Origin of the sequence: Escherichia sp. F1, assembly GCF_046764225.1 — a bacterium.
In the GTDB taxonomy this organism is placed as follows: Bacteria; Pseudomonadota; Gammaproteobacteria; order Enterobacterales; family Enterobacteriaceae; genus Escherichia; species Escherichia coli.
In genome coordinates this window covers 717,673-741,437 of record NZ_CP177202.1, presented here as the reverse complement: position 1 = coordinate 741,437, position 23,765 = coordinate 717,673, and the positions used below count along the sequence as shown (strand labels likewise).

Genomic DNA, 23,765 nt, shown 5'->3' with positions numbered 1-23,765 from the left:
TTAGCCGGAACAATAAATAAAAGGGAACACTATATGAAAACGATTTTCACCGTGGGAGCTGTTGTTCTGGCAACCTGCTTGCTCAGTGGCTGCGTCAATGAGCAAAAGGTCAATCAGCTGGCGAGCAATGTGCAAACATTAAATGCCAAAATCGCCCGGCTTGAGCAGGATATGAAAGCATTACGCCCACAAATCTATGCTGCCAAATCCGACGCTGACAGAGCCAATACGCGTCTTGATGCTCAGGACTATTTTGATTGCCTGCGCTGCTTGCGTATGTACGCAGAATGATAAAAAAATCCCCGGTAGCGTGTCAGTTGCCGGGGATATTTTTTAACGTCCAACCGCCGCTTTAGGGCGTTTCTTCGCACCAGCATTCACCGGACGAGATTGCGTAGACGACGCTTTTTTTGCTGTAGCAGGCATCTGACGCTGGGTCGCCATCGGCGTATGTTTAGTCAACGCCGGACGGGTATTGCGGTTCTGGCGACGAGCCTCACGCATCTCTTCAATGGTTGGCGCAGGCACTAAGCAATCGCGACGGCTGCCAATCAGATGCTTTTTGCCCATCGCTTCCAGCGCCTGGCGGATTAACGGCCAGTTTGCCGGATCGTGGTAACGCAACAACGCTTTATGCAGGCGACGCTGCTTGTCGCCCTTCGGTACAAAGACGTCTTCACTTTTATAACCAATCTTCGCCAGCGGGTTTTTCCCGGTGTAATACATGGTGGTTGAGTTCGCCAGCGGCGACGGATAGAAGTTCTGCACCTGGTCGAGGCGGAAGCGGTGCTTTTTCAGCCACAGCGCCAGATTCACCATATCTTCATCGCGCGTACCGGGGTGTGCCGAGATGAAATACGGGATCAAATACTGCTCTTTACCTGCGTGTTTCGAGTAGGTATCGAACAACTCTTTAAAGCGGTCATAGCTGCCCATGCCCGGCTTCATCATCTTCGACAACGGCCCTTCTTCGGTATGTTCCGGGGCAATCTTCAGATAACCGCCGACGTGATGGGTCGCCAGCTCTTTGATATAGCGCGGATCTTCCACGGCGATGTCATAACGTACGCCGGAAGCGATCAGGATCTTTTTAATGCCTTTCAGATCGCGCGCACGGCGATAGAGGTTGATCGTCGGTTCGTGGTTAGTGTCCATATGCGGACAAATATCCGGATAAACGCACGACAAACGACGGCAGGTTTGCTCAGCGCGTGGCGATTTGCAGCGCAACATATACATGTTGGCAGTTGGCCCACCGAGATCGGAAATTACGCCCGTAAAACCTGGAACGGTGTCGCGGATCGCTTCGATCTCATTGATGATCGAATCTTCCGAACGGCTCTGAATAATGCGCCCTTCGTGCTCGGTGATAGAACAGAAAGAGCAGCCGCCAAAGCAGCCGCGCATAATGTTGACCGAGAAACGGATCATTTCGTAAGCCGGAATACGAGCATTGCCATAGGCCGGATGCGGCACGCGCTTGTACGGCAGCGCAAAAACGCTGTCCATCTCTTCGGTAGAGAGCGGAATAGCAGGCGGGTTGATCCACACATAGCGGTCGCCATGTTTTTGCATCAATGCGCGGGCGCAGCCTGGGTTAGTTTCGTGGTGCAGAATACGCGAAGCATGGGCGTACAGCACTTTATCGCCCTTCACTTTCTCGAAAGAAGGCAGCAATACGTAGGTTTTTTCCCACGGTTTCGGGCGCGGCGGCTGCACGGTTACGGCTTTCGCTTCCTGCTTTTTCGGCGCAACAGGTTTGTTATCCGCGCACGGCAGATCTTCGCCATACGGATGCGGGATCGGGTCGATTTTCCCTGGGGTATCGAGACGGGTGGAATCCACGCCGCTCCAGCCTGGCAACGCCTCTTTTACGATAATCGCGGTATTACGCACATCGCGGATTTCACTAATCGGCTCGCCCATCGCCAGACGATGCGCCACTTCCACCAGCGGACGCTCACCGTTACCAAACATCAGCATGTCGGCTTTGGAATCCACCAGCACAGAACGGCGCACGGTATCGGACCAGTAATCATAATGCGCGGTACGGCGCAGACTAGCCTCAATACCGCCGAGGATCACCGGCACATCTTTCCACGCCTCTTTACAACGCTGGGTATAAACTAGCGTGGCGCGATCCGGGCGCTTACCCGCGACGTTATCCGGTGTGTAGGCATCGTCATGACGTAAACGGCGATCGGCGGTATAGCGGTTGATCATCGAGTCCATGTTGCCAGCAGTAACACCGAAAAACAGATTCGGTTTACCCAGACGCATAAAGTCGTCTTTGCTGCTCCAGTCCGGTTGGGCAATGATCCCGACACGAAAGCCCTGCGCTTCCAGCATACGACCGCAAATCGCCATCCCGAAGCTTGGGTGATCGACATACGCGTCGCCAGTAACCAAAATGATGTCGCAGCTATCCCAGCCAAGTTGATCCATCTCTTCACGAGACATCGGCAAAAACGGTGCCGGTCCAAAACAGGCGGCCCAGTACTGCGGCCAGGAGAACAGGTCGCGATCCGGTTGGATCAGGGAGATAGAGCTCATTTTGCTTCCAGAAATGATAAAAAAATAATCAAAGGCCGGGGATTATAAGCCGGAACGAAAGAGAAATCGAAAGGTATTCCATACTCGCCCTCCTCGGGCGAGTATGAAGATTAAGGTACCGGATTGACCAACAGTTGCCCTATCGAGCCACGGTCCGCCATTTCCAGCGTCTGACTGTTGAAGTAGAACGGGAAGTGCGCCCAGGAAGGCTGACCGAAATAAACAAGCAGCTCCACTTGTCCGTCAACCCAAACGGTATCTTTCCAGCCTCTGTCTTCCGGGAACGGCATCGCACCATTCACGTTACGGATCTGGAACATCACGCCTTCAATATGGAACGCTTGCGGCTCGTCCGCGCGTACCGTCCAGCGTTCCCACGTTCCTTGCTGCGCGGTGACATCAATACGGTTGACGTCCCACAGCTGCCCATTAATACCCGGGTCATCACCCAGACTGATATCACGACTGCGAATCGGCGAACCAGCCATGATTTCAGTTGGCAGCAAGCGCATCGGAAGACTGTCTGTGACCAGCGGCAGAAGGCCGGTTGGGCGCAGCGTTAGCACCAGCGTAGAAACCAGAATGCTGGATGGCTCAAAGAAGCCACGAATACGATCAACAATGCTCGCCGCTTCGCCACAGGTGATCGACACTTCATCACCGTTGCTCATATCCACCAGAATCTCACGACGCTCGCCCGGTGCCAGCGAAAGTTGCTTCACCGATACAGGAGCGGGCAGGAATCCCTGATCGCCAGAAATCACATGTAACGGGCGACCATCGCTCATCTGTAGTTGATAGCGACGAGAGTTCGACGCGTTCAACAGACGCAAGCGCACCCAGCCACGCGAGACTTCAACGTACGGGCTTTGTACACCGTTAACCAGCAGCGTATCACCAACAAAGCCGCCGCTTCCCGGTTCGTTGTATTCTGGCGTACCAAAGTTATCCAGCCGTTTATCCTGGATAATGACCGGAAAATCATCCACACCATAATGGTTGGGGATAGGCAGCGATTTACTGACTTCATCTTCCACCAGCCACATTCCGGCAAGGCCGTTATAGACCTGCTGAGCCGTGCGGTTGGGAGTATTGGCGTGATACCACAGAGTAGCTGCGTTCTGGCGAATAGGCAGTACGGGTGCCCAGTCAGCGTTTGGCGACATCATCCGTGCCGGACCGCCCATCAGCGGGCCAGGTACCTGTAGCCCGGCCACCGTCATTGAGACATTTTCTGTCAGGCGGTTGCTGTAAATAAGCTTAACATCGTCGCCCTTCCAGACGCGGATAGTCGGCCCCAGGTAACGACCATTGATTCCCCAAACCGACGCGCGTGTCCCTGGCGTAAATGACCAGTGCGCACGTTGTACAGTCATAAACAGCGGTTGCCCACGGCGAGATTCAAGCAGCGGCGGAACGGGTAGCGGTTGCTGTTGCCCGGCTGCGCTGGCCTTCAGGGGAACAGCGCCTGCACAAAGTGCAATCCCCGATGCCTGAATGAACTGACGCCGACTGAGTGACATATTTGCTCCATGTAAAACTGGCTAAAGTAATACCGTGCAGGAAAGTGTTCCCCGCAAAAATACAGATTGCCGACTTAAACTTTTCCGGCGGCTTCGCGCTCTGCGACTTCTTTATCGAGATCAGCGATTTTTTGTTCCATTATCGAACGACAATGGGCAGCCAACTCGCGAACCTGATCTTTGCCATACTGACTGACGTCAATTGGCGGCAGCATTTCGACAATCACCAGACCGTTGTGCAGTCGATTAAGATTAATCTTATTCGAAGTTGTAGAGACGCACACGGGAATAATCGGGACGCCCGCCGCAATTGCCGCGTGAAATGCCCCGGTTTTGAACGGTAGCAGGCCGCGACCACGGCTGCGGGTTCCTTCCGGGAACATCCAGATGGAAATACGGCGTTTTTTGAAGTGATTCACGACTTCCGCAATAGTGCCGTGAGCTTTAGTGCGATTGTTTCTGTCGATCAATAGGTTGCCGGTTAACCAGTACAACTGCCCGAAGAAGGGGATCCACAGCAAGCTCTTTTTACCTACCGTCACCGTCGGCGGTTGCACAATGTTCGATGCTGTCACCATGTCATAGTTGTTCTGGTGGTTAGCGATATAGATAGCATTGCCGTAGCTTTCAGCATCTGCAGGTTTGCGGCACTCAACTTTCAGGCCGAACAGCGGCGCAAGACGACCAAACATATGCCCAAAGGTGGCCACATGTTTCGGGTTACGCGGGCTGAAAAGGCAGTAAATGGAGCCGAATACACAGACTAAGATGCTGTAAATCACGGTAATAATAAGACGAAAGATATATAGCATAACACCCTCTGAAGGTCTGAGAGACTGGCATTGTACGTCACCTGAAATCAGGTTAGGGCATTGTTAAAAGCCGCTCTCTGGAAAAGCGTATTGTTAATCGCAACGCATGAATAAACAACGGTTTCAAGGGAATTTTTATCGTTTCCGGGGGTTGAATACGCTGCCGGATGACGACTTAACGTTTCATCCGGCGTTCCTTGCAAGCGGGAGGAAACAGCGCCCTCCCCGGCATATTACTCTTCGCTATCACCGCTGCTGGCACGGCGAGGAGAGTCGATCTCAACACGATCGATACGCTGCAAACCGCGCATCAACGTACCGCGGCGTCCACGTTCGCCAGTGACTTTCTGTAGCTCTTCCGGACGCAGTTTAATTTTGCGTTTCCCAACATGAATGGTCAGCGTGCTTTGCGGCGGCAGAACGTACAGTTGCGCCAGACCATCTTCTCCACGCGCGGCTTCTGCCGATGGAATGTTGATAATCTTGTTGCCTTTGCCCTTCGACAGCTGCGGCAGATCGCTTACCGGGAACATCAACATACGGCCTGCCTGAGTGATTGCCAGCAGCATATCAGAAGCATCTTCAATCACCACCGGCGGCATAACATGGGCATTTTCCGGTAAGGTGATCAAAGCTTTACCTGCACGGTTACGCGCCACCAGATCGTTAAAGGTGCAGACGAAACCGTAACCCGCATCGGAAGCCATCAGCAGTTTCTGATCGTCGCTTTCCATCAGCATATGGTCAACGGTCGCCCCAGGTGGCAACGTTAATTTGCCGGTGAGCGGTTCGCCCTGACCACGCGCCGACGGCAGCGTAATCGGGTCGATGGCATAGCTACGACCGGTGGAATCAACAAACACTACCGGTTGGTTGCTCTTACCTTTCACCGCCGCTTTGAAGCTATCGCCCGCTTTATAATTCAGGCCCGGCGCGTCGATATCATGGCCTTTAGCGCTGCGTACCCAGCCCATCTGCGACAGCACAATGGTGACAGGTTCAGACGGCAGCATGTCGTGCTCGCTCATCGCTTTCGCTTCTTCGCGTTCCTGCAACGGCGAACGACGTTCGTCACCGTAGGCTTGCGCGTCTGCCTGCAGTTCTTTCTTCAGCAGGTTATTCATTTTACGCTCGGAAGCCAAAATGCCCTGCAACTGGTCGCGCTCTTTTTCCAGCTCACTCTGCTCACCGCGAATCTTCATCTCTTCCAGTTTGGCAAGATGACGCAGTTTCAGTTCGAGGATCGCTTCCGCCTGGGTTTCCGTAAGGCCAAACCGCGACATCAGCGCCGGTTTCGGTTCATCTTCATTACGAATGATCTCAATCACTTCGTCGATATTGAGAAACGCCACCAGCAAACCTTCGAGGATATGCAGGCGCTTGAGGACTTTCTCCAGACGATAGTTCAGTCGGCGGCGCACGGTATCGCGGCGGAACACCAGCCATTCGGAGAGAATTTCCAGCAGGTTTTTCACCGCCGGACGACCATCCAGACCGATCATATTGAGGTTAATACGATAGCTCTTTTCCAGATCGGTGGTTGCGAAGAGGTGGTTCATCACCTGATCCATATCCACGCGGTTGGAACGCGGCACAATCACCAGACGGGTCGGATTCTCGTGGTCAGATTCATCGCGCAGATCGTCAACCATCGGCAGCTTTTTGTTGCGCATTTGCGCAGCAATTTGCTCCAGTACACGCGCACCTGAAACCTGATGCGGCAATGCGCTGATAACCACCGCGCCATCTTCTTTCTTCCACACCGCGCGCATACGCACTGAACCACGTCCGTTCTCGTAGATTTTACGGATCTCGGCGCGCGAAGTAATGATTTCCGCTTCAGTCGGATAATCCGGCCCCTGCACGATATCCAGCAGCTGATCGAGCGTGGTTTTCGGCTGGTCGATTAATGCGATTGCCGCCTGAGCCACTTCACGCAGGTTATGCGGTGGAATATCGGTAGCCATGCCGACGGCAATACCGGTGGTGCCGTTAAGCAAAATGTTTGGCAGACGGGCAGGCAACATTTTCGGCTCCTGCAAAGTGCCGTCGAAGTTTGGCACCCAGTCAGCCGTCCCCTGCCCCAGCTCGCTCAATAGCAGCTCGGAATATTTCGACAACCGGGATTCGGTGTAACGCATTGCCGCGAACGATTTCGGATCGTCCGGCGCGCCCCAGTTCCCCTGACCATCAACCAGCGGATAACGGTAAGAGAACGGCTGCGCCATCAGGACCATCGCTTCATAACAGGCGCTATCGCCGTGCGGATGGTATTTACCCAGTACATCACCGACGGTACGGGCCGATTTTTTAAATTTGGCGCTGGCATTCAGGCCCAGCTCAGACATCGCATACACAATGCGGCGCTGAACAGGTTTCAGACCATCACCAATAAACGGCAACGCACGGTCCATGATCACGTACATGGAGTAGTTTAAGTAGGCGTTTTCCGTAAATTCATGTAGCGCAAGGCGCTCTGCCATATCGCTCATTAATTCTGATTCCTCAACTTATTCGCCAGCCTTCAAAGGGGCAATATTGCCGGAGATACTACATTATCTGCCGCGTCGAGTCACAGGAGATCAGCGTGAATAGCGCCGCCGGACGTGCTCCGACGGCGATAAAGGCATCAATGTGCCTTGATATACAACTCTTTGCTGTAGACTTGATCGGCATAGGGGGCAACACAAGGTTGCGCCCATGCCACACCACTCGGCATGCGGGTCCGCACCGGGCGATTCGAGAAGTTGAGGTTATGCGAGTCCAGGGAAGCCTAAAGCATCAAAGTAGTCGTCTGTAAGTATACGGTTCAGCCCAGCTTAGCAGTGTCTCCACCTGTGCCCCGCGCCTCCTGCCATAAGTGCGGCCTGCTCATGGGTACCCTCGAGACGGCTTACGGCGCACCGGATAATAAATTTCGCGTATACATGGCATTCCTTACCGGAGAACTTATAAGCCCGACAACAATACGCCTGTGGCATTGTTCGCTCAAACTTATCGCGAGTGATTTGGCTCACACTCCGGTAAAGATTCTCCATCACGCTAACGGTACATAAACATCCGTTTCCAGTCGCTGCTCTGTCATCCCTTCGGCAAGATTGGTGTAGTGAAACAGAATCGGTGCTTTACGCATTTTCTCGCCGCTTGCAGGTAGCCAGTGGCGAATGATGCCCCATACCGTGTGTGAAATATCGTCCAGCTCGCCAACATGGCGGGCCACAGCATAACGTCCACCGGTAAGTTCACCATTACTTACGCCATAACGATTATCGGGAATCGGTTCGCTAACGCTGCCGCAGATATCAAAGCGAAACGCTTCCGGTGCGGTGGTGGCAGGGTCGTCCCAGGCGACGCCAAAAGTCTGGCTTTGGTTAACAGGAGAAAGCCCCGTCTCTTTACGCCACATGATAAATTTCGCCACGCTGTAGTTGAGCAACTCAGGGCTACAGCGGTGCGGCAACATCGCCACAGGGATTGATGGGAAATCGATAATATTTACATCCAGTGTCAGGTTTGTCATTTTGCCTCCCTGCGAAATTATTCCCGGGAACGTGTCCCGGGAGCGGTAACAATTACGGATTTACTTTGCGGATCTGTTTGACGTCAATTTCAACAGAATTCCAGTCTTTATCGACTTCACCCTGAATCTCAACTGTATCTTTCGGCGTCACCGTCACGCCGTTCCAGCGTTTGTGGTCGATATCAACATTGATAGTACCGCTGGCATCTTTGAACACGTAGAGATCGTCAGAGATGCGTTCAACGATATTGCCGCGCAGGGTTACCCAGGTGTCGTCACGCAGGGATTTTGCGCTTTCTACGGTCGTTACGCTGCCGTTCGGCCCCTGGAATCCTCCGGCCTGACTTTGCGTTGCCGATGGGCCAGAAAAACCGCCCTGCTCTGCTGCCATCACCGGTGCGCTGCACAGGGCCATTACTGCGATTACTGCTGCGAATTTTTTCATGTTTATTACTCCCTTTAATGTCTGTTTCCGAGCATTTAACAAGATAGTCCTTAACAACTTCTTAAGGTAAAAAAATAAAATTTAATGCTGTACAGAGCGCGTTACAACACGGTTTACTGGCAGCAAATACGGTTATCGCAGGGATGAAAAAATGCGAATTTTACTGATAGAAGATGACATGCTGATTGGCGACGGCATCAAAACGGGCCTTAGTAAAATGGGTTTTAGCGTCGACTGGTTTACACAAGGTCGTCAGGGAAAAGAGGCGCTATATAGTGCGCCTTATGATGCGGTGATCCTGGATTTAACCTTACCAGGCATGGATGGTCGCGATATTTTGCGCGAATGGCGAGAAAAAGGTCAGCGTGAGCCGGTACTGATCCTGACCGCGCGCGATGCGTTAGCGGAACGTGTAGAGGGGCTGCGTCTGGGAGCTGACGATTATCTGTGTAAACCTTTTGCGTTGATAGAAGTCGCCGCCAGGCTGGAAGCTCTGATGCGCCGAACCAACGGCCAGGCCAGCAACGAACTGCGCCACGGTAACGTCATGCTCGACCCCGGCAAACGTATCGCCACGCTGGCTGGCGAACCCTTAACGCTGAAACCAAAAGAATTTGCCCTGCTGGAATTACTGATGCGTAACGCTGGTCGGGTACTGCCGCGCAAACTGATTGAAGAGAAACTGTATACCTGGGACGAAGAGGTCACCAGTAATGCCGTTGAAGTGCATGTGCATCATCTGCGACGCAAACTCGGCAGTGATTTTATTCGTACCGTTCATGGTATTGGCTACACATTAGGTGAGAAATGAAATTTACCCAACGTCTTAGTCTGCGAGTCAGGCTGACGCTAATCTTTTTAATTCTGGCCTCAGTGACCTGGCTGCTTTCCAGCTTTGTCGCCTGGAAACAAACAACGGATAACGTCGATGAGTTGTTCGACACCCAACTGATGCTGTTTGCCAAACGGTTAAGTACGCTCGATCTCAACGAAATCAACGCGGCGGATCGCATGGCACAGACGCCAAATAAATTAAAACACGGTCATGTTGATGACGATGCGCTGACCTTTGCCATCTTTACCCACGACGGCAGAATGGTCCTTAACGATGGCGATAACGGAGAAGATATTCCCTATAGCTATCAGCGGGAAGGTTTTGCTGACGGGCAACTGGTCGGTGAAGACGATCCCTGGCGTTTTGTCTGGATGACCTCACATGATGGCAAATATCGCATCGTTGTTGGTCAGGAATGGGAATACCGTGAAGACATGGCGCTGGCGATTGTTGCCGGACAATTGATCCCGTGGCTGGTCGCACTGCCGATTATGTTAATCATCATGATGGTACTACTGGGTCGTGAACTCGCGCCGCTGAACAAACTGGCGCTGGCACTACGTATGCGTGACCCTGACTCGGAAAAACCACTAAACGCGACGGGCGTACCCAGCGAAGTGCGTCCACTGGTTGAGTCGTTGAATCAACTGTTCGCCCGTACACATGCGATGATGGTTCGTGAACGACGCTTTACCTCCGACGCAGCTCACGAACTTCGTAGCCCGTTAACGGCGCTGAAAGTGCAAACCGAAGTTGCTCAGCTCTCTGACGATGATCCGCAGGCGCGGAAAAAAGCGCTGCTCCAATTACATTCCGGGATCGATCGCGCTACTCGTCTGGTTGATCAACTGCTCACGCTATCGCGGCTGGACTCACTGGATAACCTTCAGGACGTCGCGGAGATCCCGCTTGAAGATCTCCTGCAATCGTCGGTGATGGATATTTACCACACGGCGCAGCAGGCGAAAATTGACGTGCGACTGACACTCAATGCCCACGGCATCAAACGCACCGGACAACCGCTGTTGCTAAGTTTGTTGGTACGAAACCTTCTGGATAACGCCGTGCGCTACAGTCCACAGGGCAGCGTGGTGGACGTCACGCTGAATGCCGATAGTTTCATCGTGAGGGATAACGGCCCCGGTGTGACGCCAGAGGCACTGGCGAGAATTGGCGAACGCTTCTATCGCCCACCCGGACAAACCGCTACCGGCAGTGGACTTGGGCTATCGATTGTCCAGCGAATCGCCAAATTGCATGGCATAAATGTTGAGTTTGGGAATGCGGAACAAGGTGGATTTGAGGCGAAGGTGAGCTGGTAAGGGTAAGACTTTTGCTAAATTAGCAAAAGACTTTGCACATTTTGCTAATTTCACTGTACCGTTCTGTGACGTACTATAGTCGACAAACGTCTCACCTTGAGGTTAAAAAATGAGCAACATCCTGATTATCAACGGCGCGAAAAAATTCGCCCACTCCAATGGTCAACTGAACGACACCCTGACCGAAGTCGCGGATGGCACACTGCGCGACCTCGGGCATGATGTTCGCATCGTTCGCGCCGACAGCGACTACGATGTCAAAGCGGAAGTACAAAACTTTCTCTGGGCTGATGTGGTGATCTGGCAGATGCCAGGCTGGTGGATGGGCGCGCCGTGGACAGTGAAAAAATACATTGATGATGTATTCACCGAAGGTCACGGGACTCTGTATGCCAGCGATGGTCGTACCCGCAAAGATCCGTCGAAAAAATACGGTTCCGGCGGCCTGGTACAGGGCAAAAAATATATGCTTTCTCTGACCTGGAACGCACCAATGGAAGCCTTCACCGAAAAAGATCAGTTCTTCCACGGCGTTGGCGTTGACGGTGTGTATCTGCCGTTCCATAAAGCAAACCAATTCCTTGGCATGGAACCGCTGCCGACATTTATCGCTAATGACGTGATAAAAATGCCTGATGTTCCCCGCTATACTGAAGAATATCGCAAGCATCTTGTGGAAATTTTTGGTTAACTAGAGCTCAGGCTTTAGAAGGAGTTAACCATGCTTACCGTAATCGCAGAAATCCGTACTCGTCCTGGTCAACATCACCGTCAGGCAGTATTGGATCAGTTTGCTAAAATCGTTCCAACCGTACTGAAAGAAGAAGGTTGCCACGGCTATGCGCCAATGGTGGATTGCGCTGCTGGCGTGAGTTTCCAGTCTATGGCACCGGATTCTATCGTGATGATTGAGCAGTGGGAAAGCATCGCGCATCTTGAAGCGCATCTGCAAACCCCGCACATGAAGGCGTACAGCGAAGCCGTAAAAGGCGACGTGCTGGAGATGAATATCCGTATTCTGCAACCGGGGATTTAACATTCCTGAAAAGAGGCCGGTGCTGCTACCGGTCTCAGCCCAGATTAGCCATTCTTTCTTCCCGTTTTCAGTCCTCGATGGAAATCGTTAATTCGCTTAATGGTTTTAACCGCACGCTGCGGCACTGCGGAAGCTACCGACCAGACAATCATTTCCAGACACAACAATACCGTACCATGTAGTGGCGTTTTCCCCTTTTCATCCCCGCGCGGAACATGAATCACGATACTGGCGTCTTTGCTAAAACGTGAATCCAGCGCGTTTGTCAGCAAAATAACAGGGATCCCCAGCCGCCTCGCCTCACGAAGCGTTGTCAGCCCTTCCCGGTGCGCAGATTTTTGCGCCATCATGATCAGAACATCGCCACGTTGAAGCGCGATCAGTTGCTCGGCAAGGCCAATACCCGTACGGTTTAGTGCCGTGGCAGGCAAACCTATGCGGTTGAATAGTCGTGCGGTATAGTCCGCCAGGATACCCGAAGCGCCAATGCCAAAAATAGCGACTTGCCGTGCCTGCACCAACAACGCTACAGCTTGCGCAAGCGCGTGGCGGTTTTCAGGCTCTGACAGGACATTACAAGTATACAAATGCCCTTCAAGAACAAAGTCGATTGCGGTGTTAACATCGCTCGTCAAGTTACTCACCGTCGTAGACATCTTTTCGCTGGAACTAAGGGCTGGACCAAGCCACTGTTCCAGAGTGCGTTTCAGATCACGCAGCCCGGCAAACCCCAGAGCCTGTATAGCCCTGATAACTGTGGCATCGGAAGTGTTCAACGTGGCCGCAATTTCCATCGCCGTTTGCTCGAGTACCACTTCACGATGCTCATTAATGTAGCTTGCGACAGCTCTTAACCCAGGCGTTAACTGACTCGCGCGAGTGCGAAAACGCTCACCATAAATATCAACCCGCGTTTTGTCTTTCTGGATCATTTAGCCTCCGGTAGAGGTCGTCCCGCAATTTGTGATTGTATCTGCGCAGCCATCAGCCCCAGAGATGCAAAGGAGTTAGAAATCGCCTCTTCACGAGAAATCAGCACATAGCGCCCGGAACGACAGGCCGTCAGAAACTGACACCATCCCGGCATGACTTTTTCCATTGCTGCCAGCTCATCCTGAGGTTTACCACCGGTGTCACCGCGCCAGGTTGCAAAAACAAAATCGGCATCCAGTTCAGGTAAACGCTCTGCGCTCACATCCATTCGCCCACCTTCAGGAATGCTCTCAATCAGCGGCGGAAAGCGAAAACCAGCATCGCGTAATACCCGCCCCAGCGAATGATAGCTATGCATCACATTAATTTTTCCCTGATTTGCCTGAATCACCGATACCGTTATTTTTTGGCTGTCCAGCGTCGCCTTCAGCGCATTGATTTGTGCCTGATAGCGGCGTTCAAGTATCGCCAGCTGCGACTGCGTTCCTGTAAGTTCTGCCAGCTTGCGGTAGATTTCTGGCGCGCCTCCTTTGAGATGATCAATGCTCACCGTGGGCGCAATTTTTTCCAGTTGTTCAATGGGCGTATTACGGGTCGGTTCTGTGATGATCAGGTCAGGCTTTGCCGCCACAATCGCTTCAATATCAATATCAGCGGTGCCAATAAAAGCGATCGATGAATTATCAAAGTCGACACCTGTCAATAACGCGCCTGATCGAATGAAATGGCTACCATCAGGCCGGGTTCGCCCGTGGCTGGCGACAGGAGGTACACCGAGCTCAATCAGAGGAATAGTGATATCAAGATCGTGTAAAGAGACAATTCTCTTTGGATGAGCAGGAACAGTAACTTTGCGCCCTAAATCATCAGTAAAGACCTGAACAGGTTCTGTCGCGCGGGCAAAGAATGACAACAGTATCAGCAGAGAAAAAAATAAACGCATATAACTCCCATTAAAAACTGTTCCTGCGCTGCCAGAGCAGTAGCAAAAAGAATGGTCCACCAATCAATGAAATAATGATTCCGGCAGGCAGTTGCAAAGGCAAAAAAGCCAAACGACCAATGCTATCCGCCAGGATGACTAACAACGCCCCCGATACGGCGCTCCCCAGCAGTAATGTCGTCTGCCCGCCACGTAGAATAAAACGTGATATATGGGGTGCTATCAATCCGACAAAACCGATGTTACCAACACACGAAACGCAGACGGCTGTCAGGATTATTGGTGCGGCGACACGTAACAACGCCAGACGAGAACTATTCACCCCTAACCCGGTTGCAACCTGATGACCAAGCAGAGCGATATCCGCCGTCCTGGCGGTGAACAGCAATAAAAGAGCGGCTGGCAACATCCAACAGGCTGAAATACCGACTAACATCCAGTTAGCTGCATGCAGGCTTCCCGATAACCACATCAATGCAGTTTGTACATCTCGAACATCTGCAGTGGTCATAAATACACCGATACCGGCGGCGAAAAACCAGGAAACACCAATACCAATCAGAACAAATCGCGGGCGGGAAATATCGCGCGCACAAAAAATCACGATTAAAGCCACCAACAAGCCACCAGCAAGACCAGCCACTGGACGCCAGAACATTCCCAGCATTGGAAACTGGAAAATCAGCCACAGCACCGCCACGCTACATCCTTCTTTGACGCCGATTAAACCAGGATCGGCAAGGCCGTTACGCGCAATGGATTGCATCGCGGCCCCCGCCATACCTAACATGGCTCCGCATAGCAATGCCATGATGACTCTCGGCAAGCGAATATCCTGCACAATATAACGTGCGTCTGTGCTTACGTTTTCTGGAGCAAACAACGCTCGTCCTACTTCCGATGCCGGGACAGAAAAAGAACCATGCATCAGACCGAATATCAGTATTCCAACCGCAAACAGAAACAGCCCACCAAGCAACACCAGATTTTTAGGGCGTACCAGTGTCGAAAACTTACCAACACGTAGTGGACGTAGCCCGACGTTCATTATCCGACTCATTTGAACATCCTCGTCGCCATAATGACAAAAACAGGCGCACCAACTAACGCCGTCATGACACCGGTCGCTAACTCATGGGGCGTGAAAAGCGTCCGAGCAATAATATCTGCCAGTAATAACAAAAGCGCGCCGACACAAGCTGAAAGAGGGAGCAGAACGCGCAGATCCGCTGATACCAGACGCCTGACAATCTGCGGTACTAGCAGACCGGCAAAACCAATGGGGCCAGCAATCGATACGGCTGCGCCACAGAGCAACGCGATCGCAAGCAGAGTGAATGTTCGCGTGCGGAGTACCGAGACGCCCAGCCCCTGCGCCATGCGATCACCCAGTGCCAACATGTTAAGAGAGGGCGCAAGGTAAATGGCTAACACAACCCCCCCCAGAGAAAACCAGGCGGACGTACCCAGCGTCGCCCAATCCTGCCCCGCTAAATCACCTGCTAGCCATGTCCGCATCGCCAGCAGTGTTTGTTCGTCAAGAATCAGGATTGCAGCCGTTATTGAGGACACGAACGCCGATAGCGCCACGCCGCATAAAGTAACTTTCATTGGCGTTAACCCTGAACGCCCTGCGGAGGAAAGCAGCAATATCAACAGGAACAATAACGCGCCGCCCGTAGATGCCAGCAGTGGGCGTCCAACCGGAAAGGCCAGCCCAAGCGCACTGGCAGCAACGACAGCAAGAGCGGCTCCGGCATTTAAGCCTAAAATATGTGGCTCCCCCAATGGGTTACGAATGACAGCCTGCAACAAAGCACCAGCAACTCCAAGAGAAGCACCGGTAAGCAATGCTGCCGCTAAACGCGGCAAACGGAGTCTTACAATTACGTTGTGATCGAAGTTTTGCGGTTCAAAATGAAGAAATGCCTGCAACACCGTTTGTGGTGCAATAAATCGGGCACCAATCCCTGGATATACCACGCATCCCACCAGCAGTAAGGCGAGGAAAATTACAGTAACCAGCCCTGTGCGCATCATACTTTTTCTACACCACGAAACGGCATGAAGAACGGCTTTCCCGTCAGAGGATTTATTGATGCGTGAACATCAACGTCAAAGACAGCTTTTACCAGCTCAGGCGTGCAATGCTCCCCCTCATTCAACACACGCACCACTTTCCCCTGGCGTAAAAATATCAACGTATCACCATAATTGACGGCAAAATTCAGATCATGCAACACCACGACGACTGTACGCCCGTGATGACGCGTTAAATCATGTAATAACTCAAGAATTTCAACCTGATAACGTAAATCAAGCCAGGTTGTGGGTTCATCCAGCAGGATATAAGGCGTCTTTTGCGCCAACACCATCGCAATCCAGCAACGCTGGCGCTGCCCACCAGAAAGTTTTTCAACAGGTAAATGTGCAAACTCCTGCGTACCGGTTAATTTCAGGGCCTCTTCTACCGCCTGCTCGTCGGCGTCGCTCCATTGACGAATGAAATTCTGCCAGGGAAAACGCCCACGCGACACCAGTTCATAAACGGTTAAGCCCTCCGGCAATAATGGCGACTGCGGCAAGATCCCAAGTCTACGGGATAACGCTTTCGTTGGTTGCTCGTGAATCGCTTTACCATCCAGCAATATCGAGCCGCCCATAGGTTGCAAGATACGTGCTATGGTGCTGAGCAACGTCGACTTTCCACAGCCGTTTGCCCCAACCAGAACGGTCATTTTTTCTGTGGGAACGGAGAAAGAAACACCATCAACAATGATTTTCGTGTGATACCCAGCAGAAACATTGTCGAGGATCAGCCCCTGCCCTTTTGCGTTATGTGCCACGTGTACGCCAACTTAATCAAAGACAAACAAAAATAAAACTCATTCTCTTTTGAGAGTTTGACGCCACAAAATGTAGTAGTCAAGAAGTTAAAAGCCATACAAAAACAAGGTAAATAACAGGTGAAATATTTTTAAAGATAAAAATAAAACCATTAAATATTAATAAATTACCATCAATTGAATTGCATTAACCTCTCATAAAAACACATGTAGCAATTTTTTGTTATTTCTCATTTACTACTACATTACCGCATGATTGAATGATTCTCAATTACATATCCGATGGCGAAATAACAAACGGATAGTGCTTAGTGAGCAATAAGAAACAATTTTCACTCGCGACAATCCGCGAGTTTTTGGGATAACAGACTAAATGGCTATGTTCACACCTTCATTCTCAGGACTCAAAGGTCGGGCGCTCTTTTCACTGCTTTTTGCGGCACCGATGATTCATGCAACAGACTCTGTAACGACCAAAGATGGCGAAACAATCACTGTTACAGCGGATGCAAATACCGCAACTGAGGCGACCGATGGTTATCAACCTCTGAGCACTTCCACGGCGACATTAACCGATATGCCGATGCTGGATATCCCGCAGGTGGTCAATACGGTTAGCGATCAGGTTCTGGAAAATCAGAATGCGACGACGCTGGATGAAGCGCTTTATAACGTCAGTAACGTGGTACAGACCAATACATTAGGCGGAACTCAGGACGCCTTTGTACGTCGTGGGTTTGGTGCTAACCGGGATGGCTCCATCATGACCAACGGCCTGCGAACTGTACTTCCTCGCAGTTTCAACGCCGCCACAGAGCGTGTGGAAGTGCTAAAAGGTCCGGCCTCCACGCTGTATGGCATTCTCGATCCTGGTGGATTGATTAACGTCGTGACCAAGCGCCCGGAAAAAACATTCCATGGTTCTGTCTCAGCCACGTCCTCCAGTTTCGGTGGTGGCACCGGGCAACTTGATATCACTGGCCCCATTGAAGGCACTCAACTGGCGTATCGCCTTACCGGGGAAGTGCAGGATGAAGATTACTGGCGAAACTTTGGTAAAGAGCGCAGTACATTTATTGCCCCATCACTCACCTGGTTTGGTGATAATGCAACAGTAACCATGCTCTATTCCCATCGGGATTATAAAACTCCGTTCGATCGTGGAACGATTTTCGACCTTACGACGAAACAGCCCGTAAACGTTGATCGAAAAATACGTTTTGACGAACCGTTTAATATTACAGATGGTCAGTCCGATCTGGCGCAACTCAACGCAGAATATCATCTCAATAGCCAGTGGACAGCGCGCTTTGATTACAGCTACAGCCAGGATAAATACGGCGATAATCAGGCTCGTGTTACCGCGTATGATGCAACGACAGGAACGCTGACACGGCGTGTTGATGCAACTCAGGGATCTACCCAGCGTATGCATGCTACTCGTGCGGATCTGCAAGGGAATGTTGATATTGCTGGGTTCTATAATGAGATTCTGGGTGGGGTGTCATATGAATATTATGATCTTCTGCGCACAGATATGATTCGCTGTAAAAACGCTAAAGATTTCAATATCTACAACCCTGTTTACGGCAATACCAGCAAATGCACAACTGTCTCGGCGTCGGACAGCGATCAGACGATCAAACAGGAGAGCTACTCAGCGTATGCACAGGACGCGCTCTATCTGACCGATAACTGGATTGCCGTCGCCGGGATCCGCTATCAGTATTACACGCAGTATGCGGGTAAAGGCCGTCCTTTTAATGTCAATACTGACAGCCGCGATGAACAATGGACGCCCAAACTGGGGTTAGTCTACAAACTGACGCCATCGGTATCCTTATTTGCTAATTATTCGCAAACATTTATGCCGCAATCGTCAATTGCCAGCTACATCGGAGATCTTCCACCGGAATCATCTAATGCTTACGAAGTCGGGGCAAAATTCGAGCTGTTCGATGGTATCACCGCAGATATTGCGCTGTTTGATATCCATAAACGTAACGTGTTGTATACCGAAAGTATTGGTGATGAAACCATCGCCAAAACGGCAGGCCGCGTTCGTTCAAGAGGGGTAGAAGTCGACCTTGCGGGAGCATTAACTGAAAACATTAATATCATTGCCAGCTACGGCTATACCGATGCTAAGGTTCTGGAAGATCCTGATTATGCAGGGAAACCATTGCCGAATGTTCCTCGTCATACCGGTTCGCTATTCCTGACCTATGACATTCATAACATGCCAGGCAATAACACACTGACGTTTGGCGGTGGTGGACATGGCGTAAGCCGTCGTTCGGCAACCAATGGGGCTGACTATTATCTGCCAGGCTATTTCGTTGCCGATGCCTTCGCCGCATACAAAATGAAATTGCAGTATCCGGTCACACTGCAATTAAACGTCAAAAACCTGTTTGATAAAACGTATTACACCTCTTCCATCGCCACAAATAATCTGGGGAATCAGATTGGCGATCCGCGTGAAGTGCAATTCACGGTGAAAATGGAATTTTGATCAAAAAAGCCCGGTATACACTTGTATACCGGGCTATGTTTTATTCTTCTGGCGGGAGGATTATCAGACCTCAATCTCCGCCATGTCGCCTTTCTCTTGCAACCAGTTGCGGCGATCTTCCGAGCGTTTCTTCGCCAGCAGCATATCCATCATCGCGTCAGTACGCTGATCGTCTTCATCATCGATAGTCAACTGCACCAGACGGCGAGTGTTCGGATCAAGCGTGGTTTCGCGCAATTGCATCGGGTTCATTTCCCCCAGACCTTTAAAACGCTGAACGTTCGGCTTGCCTTTCTTGCGTTTTAATTGCTCAAGTACGCCCTCTTTCTCTTCTTCCGTCAGCGCGTAATAAACCTCTTTCCCGAGGTCAATACGGTAGAGCGGTGGCAGTGCAACGTAAACGTGACCGTGTTTCACCAATGCGCGGAAGTGTTTTACGAACAAAGCGCAGAGCAGCGTGGCAATGTGCAGACCATCAGAGTCCGCATCTGCGAGGATACAGATTTTGCCGTAACGAAGCTGGCTCAGATCGTCGCTGTCAGGATCGATACCGATCGCTACCGAAATATCGTGCACTTCCTGCGAAGCCAGCACTTCGTCGGAGGAGACTTCCCAGGTGTTAAGGATCTTACCTTTCAGTGGCATGATAGCCTGATATTCGCGATCGCGCGCCTGCTTGGCAGATCCGCCTGCGGAGTCACCTTCCACAAGGAACAGCTCGGTACGGTTAAGGTCCTGCGCGGTACAATCAGCCAGTTTGCCAGGCAACGCCGGGCCGCTGGTTAGCTTTTTACGCACCACTTTTTTAGCCGCACGCATACGACGCTGGGCGCTGGAAATCGCCATCTCTGCCAACAGCTCCGCCGCCTGAACGTTCTGGTTCAGCCACAGGATGAAGGCATCTTTCACCACGCCCGAAACGAATGCCGCACACTGACGCGAAGAGAGACGCTCTTTGGTCTGCCCGGCAAACTGCGGATCCTGCATTTTCACCGACAGAACATAGGCGCAGCGATCCCAGATATCTTCCGCCGACAGCTTCACGCCGCGCGGCAGAATGTTGCGGTATTCACAGAACTCACGCATCGCGTCCAACAGGCCCTGACGCAGGCCATTAACGTGCGTACCGCCCTGCATCGTTGGGATCAGGTTGACGTAGCTTTCGGTCAGCAGTTCACCGCCTTCCGGCAGCCACAGTAGCGCCCAGTCCACCGCTTCAGTATCGCCAGCGAAATTACCGATAAACGGTTTTTCTGGCAGCGTCGGTAAACCGTTTACCGCTTCCGCCAGGTAATCATTCAGACCGTCCTGATAGCACCAGCGCTGTTCGGTGTTGTTGATCTCATCTTTAAAAGTGATCTCAACACCCGGGCACAGTACTGCTTTGGCTTTCAGCACATGTGTCAGGCGTGAAACAGAAAAACGCGGGCTGCCAAAGAAGGTTTCATCCGGCCAGAAGTGCACGCTGGTACCGGTATTGCGCTTACCGCAAGTGCCGACAACCTGTAAATCCTGCACCTTTTCGCCATTTTCAAAGGCGATGTTATAAACCTGACCATCGCGGCGTACGTTAACTTCTACGCGCTTCGACAGGGCGTTAACCACCGAAATCCCCACGCCATGCAGGCCGCCAGAGAACTGGTAATTTTTGTTAGAGAATTTACCGCCTGCATGCAGACGGCAAAGAATCAGTTCAACCGCCGGTACACCCTCTTCCGGGTGAATATCCACCGGCATCCCGCGCCCATCGTCAATCACTTCTAACGACTGGTCAGCATGTAAGATTACATCCACGCGTTTTGCGTGACCCGCCAGTGCTTCATCGACACTGTTATCAATAACTTCTTGCCCCAAATGGTTAGGGCGAGTGGTATCGGTATACATCCCCGGACGGCGGCGAACCGGCTCAAGCCCGGTGAGTACCTCAATGGCATCAGCGTTATAAGTTTGCGTCATGGTTTAAGTTAGCAATTCGAGTTGATCGTCAGAGATGGTGCAGACCAAGAAAATCGACGATCGGGTTGAAATAATCTTCGAAGCCCGTGAATGCGTGGTTGCCGCCTTCTATGACAGTCTGGCGGCAGGAAGCGTAGTACGCCACCGCCTGGCGGTAATCCAGCACTTCATCTCCCGTCTGTTGCAGCAGCCAGATCAAATCCGGCGCTTCCAGCGGGTCAATCTGCATGACTTTGAGATCGTAAATATGGCGTGACTCTAGCACATATTGCTGCCCGGTGTAGGGGTTCTCGTTCTGACCGAGATAGTCCGTCAGCAGTTCAAACGGGCGCACCGCCGGGTTGACCACCACTGCGGGCAGCATAAAACATTGCGACAACCAGGTGGCGTAATATCCCCCCAGTGACGAACCGACAATACCCAGCGAATCGCCGCCATGTTCCAGGACAATGGATTCCAGCAGTTCTGCCGCGTCAGAAGGATACGGCGGCAACTGCGGAATAATCATCTCTACGTCAGGGTGATGTTCCGCCAGCCAGTTTTTTAACAAGCTCGCTTTTACAGAGCGCGGCGAGCTGTTGAAACCGTGTAAATAAAGAAGCGTAGACATCAGTAGCCTTCTGAAGCGGTATCAGGTTGGAAACGTGTGTCCGCCAGGCGATGCACCTCGGTGGTCAGCGTGCCATCAGCATGTAACTCGAGAGTACGCCAGCCGGGCGCGATGGTATCCAGCGTAAAGTTGGAACAGTGCGGCTTAAACTGCACACAGGTCGACGGCGTTGCCAGCAGGCGGCGACCGTTCCAGTCGAGATCCAGCTCCTGATGAATATGACCGCACAGCAAGTATTTGACGTGCGGAAACTTCGCCAGCACGGTATCCAGTTCGCCCGCGTTACGCAGGCTGTGTTGATCAAGCCAACTACAACCCGCAGGTAACGGATGATGATGCAGCAGCAGCAACGTATGGCGTTCTGGCGCATCGGCCAGTTTACGTTCCAGCCACTCAAGCTGAAACTCGCTCAGCTCACCGTGCGGCACGCCAAACACCTGGCTATCCAGCAACAGGATTTGCCATTGCTCACCAATAAACACCCGCTTCGCCGGGGAGATACCCGCATCCTGTAACGCGCTGTACATCGCGGGCTGGAAATCGTGGTTGCCCGGCAGCCAGACGCAGGGCGCACGAAAACTTGCGATGCCTTCAGCGAAATGCTGATAGGCCGCAGAGGATTGATCCTGCGCTAAATCACCTGTCGCGACAATCAGGTCGAATTCGTGCTGGTGTGGCCGAATCGCCTCCAGCACCGCCTGGTAGCTTTCCCAGGTGTTTACCCCTAACAGGGCTTCGTGCTTTTGTGCAAACAGGTGAGTGTCGGTAATTTGTAAAATCCTGACTCTGGCCTCACCAGCCAGAGGAAGGGTTAACAGGCTTTCCAAATGGTGTCCTTAGGTTTCACGACGCTAGTAAACCGGAATCGCCATCGCTCCATGTGCTAAACAGTATCGCAACCAGTCCGCTAAAAACTGGTTAATTTGATGCTTTTCGTCGCGTTGATGCAACTTTTTATTAGGATAATCATACCGCGCTTTGAAGCGAAAAATCTGCTGGCTTGAACACACTTCAGCCACCATCGCGTCATGATACAGACGCACCGTCATTGACGGAAGGCTCCAGTAACTGATCGCGGGCGCAGTCTGTTCTATTGTCACCAGGGTAGTGTATCGGGTCGATTCCACAATCGTCAGCCGATATTGTGCGTTTGCCACCTGATAGCTTACAGTTTCGCCGGGTGCGTCATTGCGCGGCAACAAACGGCGCAATTGTGAAAAGTTCATCTCGCACAGGCGCATCATTTCAGGAAAGTCAGGTGTGTAACGCTTCATTTATGCCCACTCATTTTTTAACGCTTGATGATGCAGCTGTAGCCATTGCAAAGCGATGACCGACGCTGCGTTGTCGATTTTCCCCTCTTCTACCCACTGGTATGCCTGTTCCCGGCTTACCACATGAACGCGAATATCTTCGTTTTCATCAGCCAGACCGTGAATACCGCTTGCGGTCGTGGCGTCCACTTCGCCCACCATAATTGACGAACGCTCACTGGTGCCCCCCGGGCTTGCCAGGAAACTTAACACCGGTTTGGTCCGTTTGACTATCAGCCCCGCCTCTTCAATCGCTTCGCGACGGGCAACATCTTCCACACTTTCCCCCTCTTCAATCATCCCGGCAACCATCTCCAGTAGCCAGGGGGTTTCGCTAGTGTCGTACGCGGCAATTCGAATCTGCTCAATCAGCACAACTTCATCACGCACTGGGTCAAAGGGTAGCAAGACTGCGGCGTGACCGCGCTCAAAAATTTCCCGCCGTACCTCATGACTCATTTGCCCGTTGAATAGACGATGACGAAATCTATAAAGATCTAATGAAAAAAAGCCGCGATAAAGTGTTTCTCGTGCAATAATTTCTACATCGTTTTTGCCAAATGTAACGGGCAGGTTGTCTGGCTTAAGCATTGTTAATGTCCT

The 23,765-nt window shown here is 51.8% G+C and carries 22 protein-coding genes; 6 read left to right on the top strand and 16 right to left on the bottom strand.

From position 1 onward, the window contains the following. The first annotated feature begins 33 nt into the window (after positions 1-33). On the top strand, positions 34-291 hold the full coding sequence (gene yqhH / locus ACK8NJ_RS03500; protein ID WP_001559953.1) for a lipoprotein YqhH: 258 nt from the start codon (positions 34-36) through the stop codon (positions 289-291). Between the two features lie 42 nt (positions 292-333). On the opposite strand, the gene ACK8NJ_RS03495 is transcribed toward yqhH, so the two are convergent. The 6 genes from ACK8NJ_RS03495 to ygiW all read right to left on the bottom strand — a co-directional run bounded on the left by ACK8NJ_RS03495 (position 334) and on the right by ygiW (position 8,853). Beyond that, positions 334-2,553, bottom strand: coding sequence for a YgiQ family radical SAM protein (locus ACK8NJ_RS03495; protein WP_411962121.1), 2,220 nt, complete (start codon positions 2,551-2,553; stop codon positions 334-336). 110 nt (positions 2,554-2,663) lie between these two features. Then, a complete protein-coding gene (gene ftsP / locus ACK8NJ_RS03490) occupies positions 2,664-4,076 on the bottom strand; it encodes a cell division protein FtsP (RefSeq protein WP_000059395.1) in 1,413 nt (470 codons plus the stop codon). Between the two features lie 74 nt (positions 4,077-4,150). Next, on the bottom strand, positions 4,151-4,888 hold the full coding sequence (gene plsC / locus ACK8NJ_RS03485; RefSeq protein ID WP_000965711.1) for a 1-acylglycerol-3-phosphate O-acyltransferase: 738 nt from the start codon (positions 4,886-4,888) through the stop codon (positions 4,151-4,153). A 233-nt stretch (positions 4,889-5,121) separates the two neighbouring features. Then, complete coding sequence (gene parC / locus ACK8NJ_RS03480) at positions 5,122-7,380, bottom strand: DNA topoisomerase IV subunit A (RefSeq protein ID WP_001281890.1); 2,259 nt, start codon at positions 7,378-7,380, stop codon at positions 5,122-5,124. Positions 7,381-7,925: 545 nt separating this feature from the next. Continuing rightward, positions 7,926-8,408 (bottom strand): AraC family transcriptional regulator, encoded by a 483-nt coding sequence (locus tag ACK8NJ_RS03475; RefSeq protein ID WP_000183504.1) that lies wholly within the window; start codon positions 8,406-8,408, stop codon positions 7,926-7,928. 52 nt (positions 8,409-8,460) lie between these two features. Further along, complete coding sequence (gene ygiW, locus ACK8NJ_RS03470) at positions 8,461-8,853, bottom strand: OB fold stress tolerance protein YgiW (RefSeq protein ID WP_000712658.1); 393 nt, start codon at positions 8,851-8,853, stop codon at positions 8,461-8,463. Positions 8,854-9,004: 151 nt separating this feature from the next. Between ygiW and qseB the strand changes: the two genes are divergently transcribed. The 4 genes from qseB to ACK8NJ_RS03450 all read left to right on the top strand — a co-directional run bounded on the left by qseB (position 9,005) and on the right by ACK8NJ_RS03450 (position 12,046). Further along, positions 9,005-9,664, top strand: a complete 660-nt coding sequence (qseB, locus tag ACK8NJ_RS03465) for a quorum sensing response regulator transcription factor QseB (protein WP_001221493.1) — start codon at positions 9,005-9,007, stop codon at positions 9,662-9,664. Continuing rightward, positions 9,661-11,010: a quorum sensing histidine kinase QseC gene (gene qseC, locus ACK8NJ_RS03460; RefSeq protein ID WP_411962120.1), complete on the top strand. Its 1,350-nt coding sequence runs from the start codon at positions 9,661-9,663 to the stop codon at positions 11,008-11,010. Before qseB ends, qseC begins: the two co-directional genes overlap by 4 nt. A gap of 109 nt (positions 11,011-11,119) precedes the next feature. Then, positions 11,120-11,701, top strand: coding sequence for an NADPH:quinone oxidoreductase MdaB (gene mdaB / locus ACK8NJ_RS03455; RefSeq protein WP_000065430.1), 582 nt, complete (start codon positions 11,120-11,122; stop codon positions 11,699-11,701). 30 nt (positions 11,702-11,731) lie between these two features. Next, the gene (locus ACK8NJ_RS03450) at positions 11,732-12,046 is read left to right on the top strand and encodes a putative quinol monooxygenase (protein WP_000958598.1); all 315 of its coding nucleotides are present in this window, start codon (positions 11,732-11,734) and stop codon (positions 12,044-12,046) included. Positions 12,047-12,090: 44 nt separating this feature from the next. Here ACK8NJ_RS03450 and ACK8NJ_RS03445 read toward each other — a convergent pair whose 3' ends face one another. Genes ACK8NJ_RS03445 through ACK8NJ_RS03425 form a run of 5 tightly spaced genes read right to left on the bottom strand, consistent with a single transcriptional unit; the run spans position 12,091 to position 16,768 of the window. Next, positions 12,091-12,978, bottom strand: a complete 888-nt coding sequence (locus ACK8NJ_RS03445) for a MurR/RpiR family transcriptional regulator (RefSeq protein WP_000614954.1) — start codon at positions 12,976-12,978, stop codon at positions 12,091-12,093. Next, positions 12,975-13,922, bottom strand: coding sequence for an iron-siderophore ABC transporter substrate-binding protein (locus tag ACK8NJ_RS03440; protein ID WP_001305988.1), 948 nt, complete (start codon positions 13,920-13,922; stop codon positions 12,975-12,977). Before ACK8NJ_RS03440 ends, ACK8NJ_RS03445 begins: the two co-directional genes overlap by 4 nt. A 10-nt stretch (positions 13,923-13,932) precedes the next feature. Further along, positions 13,933-14,970: a FecCD family ABC transporter permease gene (locus ACK8NJ_RS03435; RefSeq protein ID WP_001490512.1), complete on the bottom strand. Its 1,038-nt coding sequence runs from the start codon at positions 14,968-14,970 to the stop codon at positions 13,933-13,935. 8 nt (positions 14,971-14,978) lie between these two features. Beyond that, positions 14,979-15,962 (bottom strand): FecCD family ABC transporter permease, encoded by a 984-nt coding sequence (locus ACK8NJ_RS03430; protein ID WP_411962119.1) that lies wholly within the window; start codon positions 15,960-15,962, stop codon positions 14,979-14,981. Continuing rightward, the gene (locus tag ACK8NJ_RS03425) at positions 15,959-16,768 is read right to left on the bottom strand and encodes an ABC transporter ATP-binding protein (protein ID WP_000940887.1); all 810 of its coding nucleotides are present in this window, start codon (positions 16,766-16,768) and stop codon (positions 15,959-15,961) included. Before ACK8NJ_RS03425 ends, ACK8NJ_RS03430 begins: the two co-directional genes overlap by 4 nt. 373 nt (positions 16,769-17,141) lie before the next feature. Here ACK8NJ_RS03425 and ACK8NJ_RS03420 point away from each other — a divergent pair, with 373 nt between their 5' ends. After that, the gene (locus ACK8NJ_RS03420; protein ID WP_001559959.1) at positions 17,142-19,283 is read left to right on the top strand and encodes a TonB-dependent siderophore receptor; all 2,142 of its coding nucleotides are present in this window, start codon (positions 17,142-17,144) and stop codon (positions 19,281-19,283) included. Positions 19,284-19,346: 63 nt separating this feature from the next. On the opposite strand, the gene parE is transcribed toward ACK8NJ_RS03420, so the two are convergent. Genes parE through nudF form a run of 5 tightly spaced genes read right to left on the bottom strand, consistent with a single transcriptional unit; the run spans position 19,347 to position 23,753 of the window. Further along, positions 19,347-21,239: a DNA topoisomerase IV subunit B gene (gene parE, locus ACK8NJ_RS03415; protein ID WP_411962118.1), complete on the bottom strand. Its 1,893-nt coding sequence runs from the start codon at positions 21,237-21,239 to the stop codon at positions 19,347-19,349. A 28-nt stretch (positions 21,240-21,267) separates the two neighbouring features. Next, positions 21,268-21,849: an esterase YqiA gene (gene yqiA / locus ACK8NJ_RS03410; protein WP_064225869.1), complete on the bottom strand. Its 582-nt coding sequence runs from the start codon at positions 21,847-21,849 to the stop codon at positions 21,268-21,270. Next, positions 21,849-22,676 carry a 3',5'-cyclic-AMP phosphodiesterase gene (gene cpdA / locus ACK8NJ_RS03405; protein ID WP_000444747.1) on the bottom strand — a complete coding sequence of 276 codons (828 nt, stop codon included), beginning with the start codon at positions 22,674-22,676 and terminating at the stop codon, positions 21,849-21,851. The genes yqiA and cpdA overlap by 1 nt, the downstream gene beginning before the upstream one ends. 24 nt (positions 22,677-22,700) lie before the next feature. Next, on the bottom strand, positions 22,701-23,123 hold the full coding sequence (locus ACK8NJ_RS03400; RefSeq protein WP_000833393.1) for a DUF1249 family protein: 423 nt from the start codon (positions 23,121-23,123) through the stop codon (positions 22,701-22,703). Beyond that, complete coding sequence (nudF, locus tag ACK8NJ_RS03395; protein ID WP_000917117.1) at positions 23,124-23,753, bottom strand: ADP-ribose diphosphatase; 630 nt, start codon at positions 23,751-23,753, stop codon at positions 23,124-23,126. Positions 23,754-23,765 lie beyond the last annotated feature (12 nt).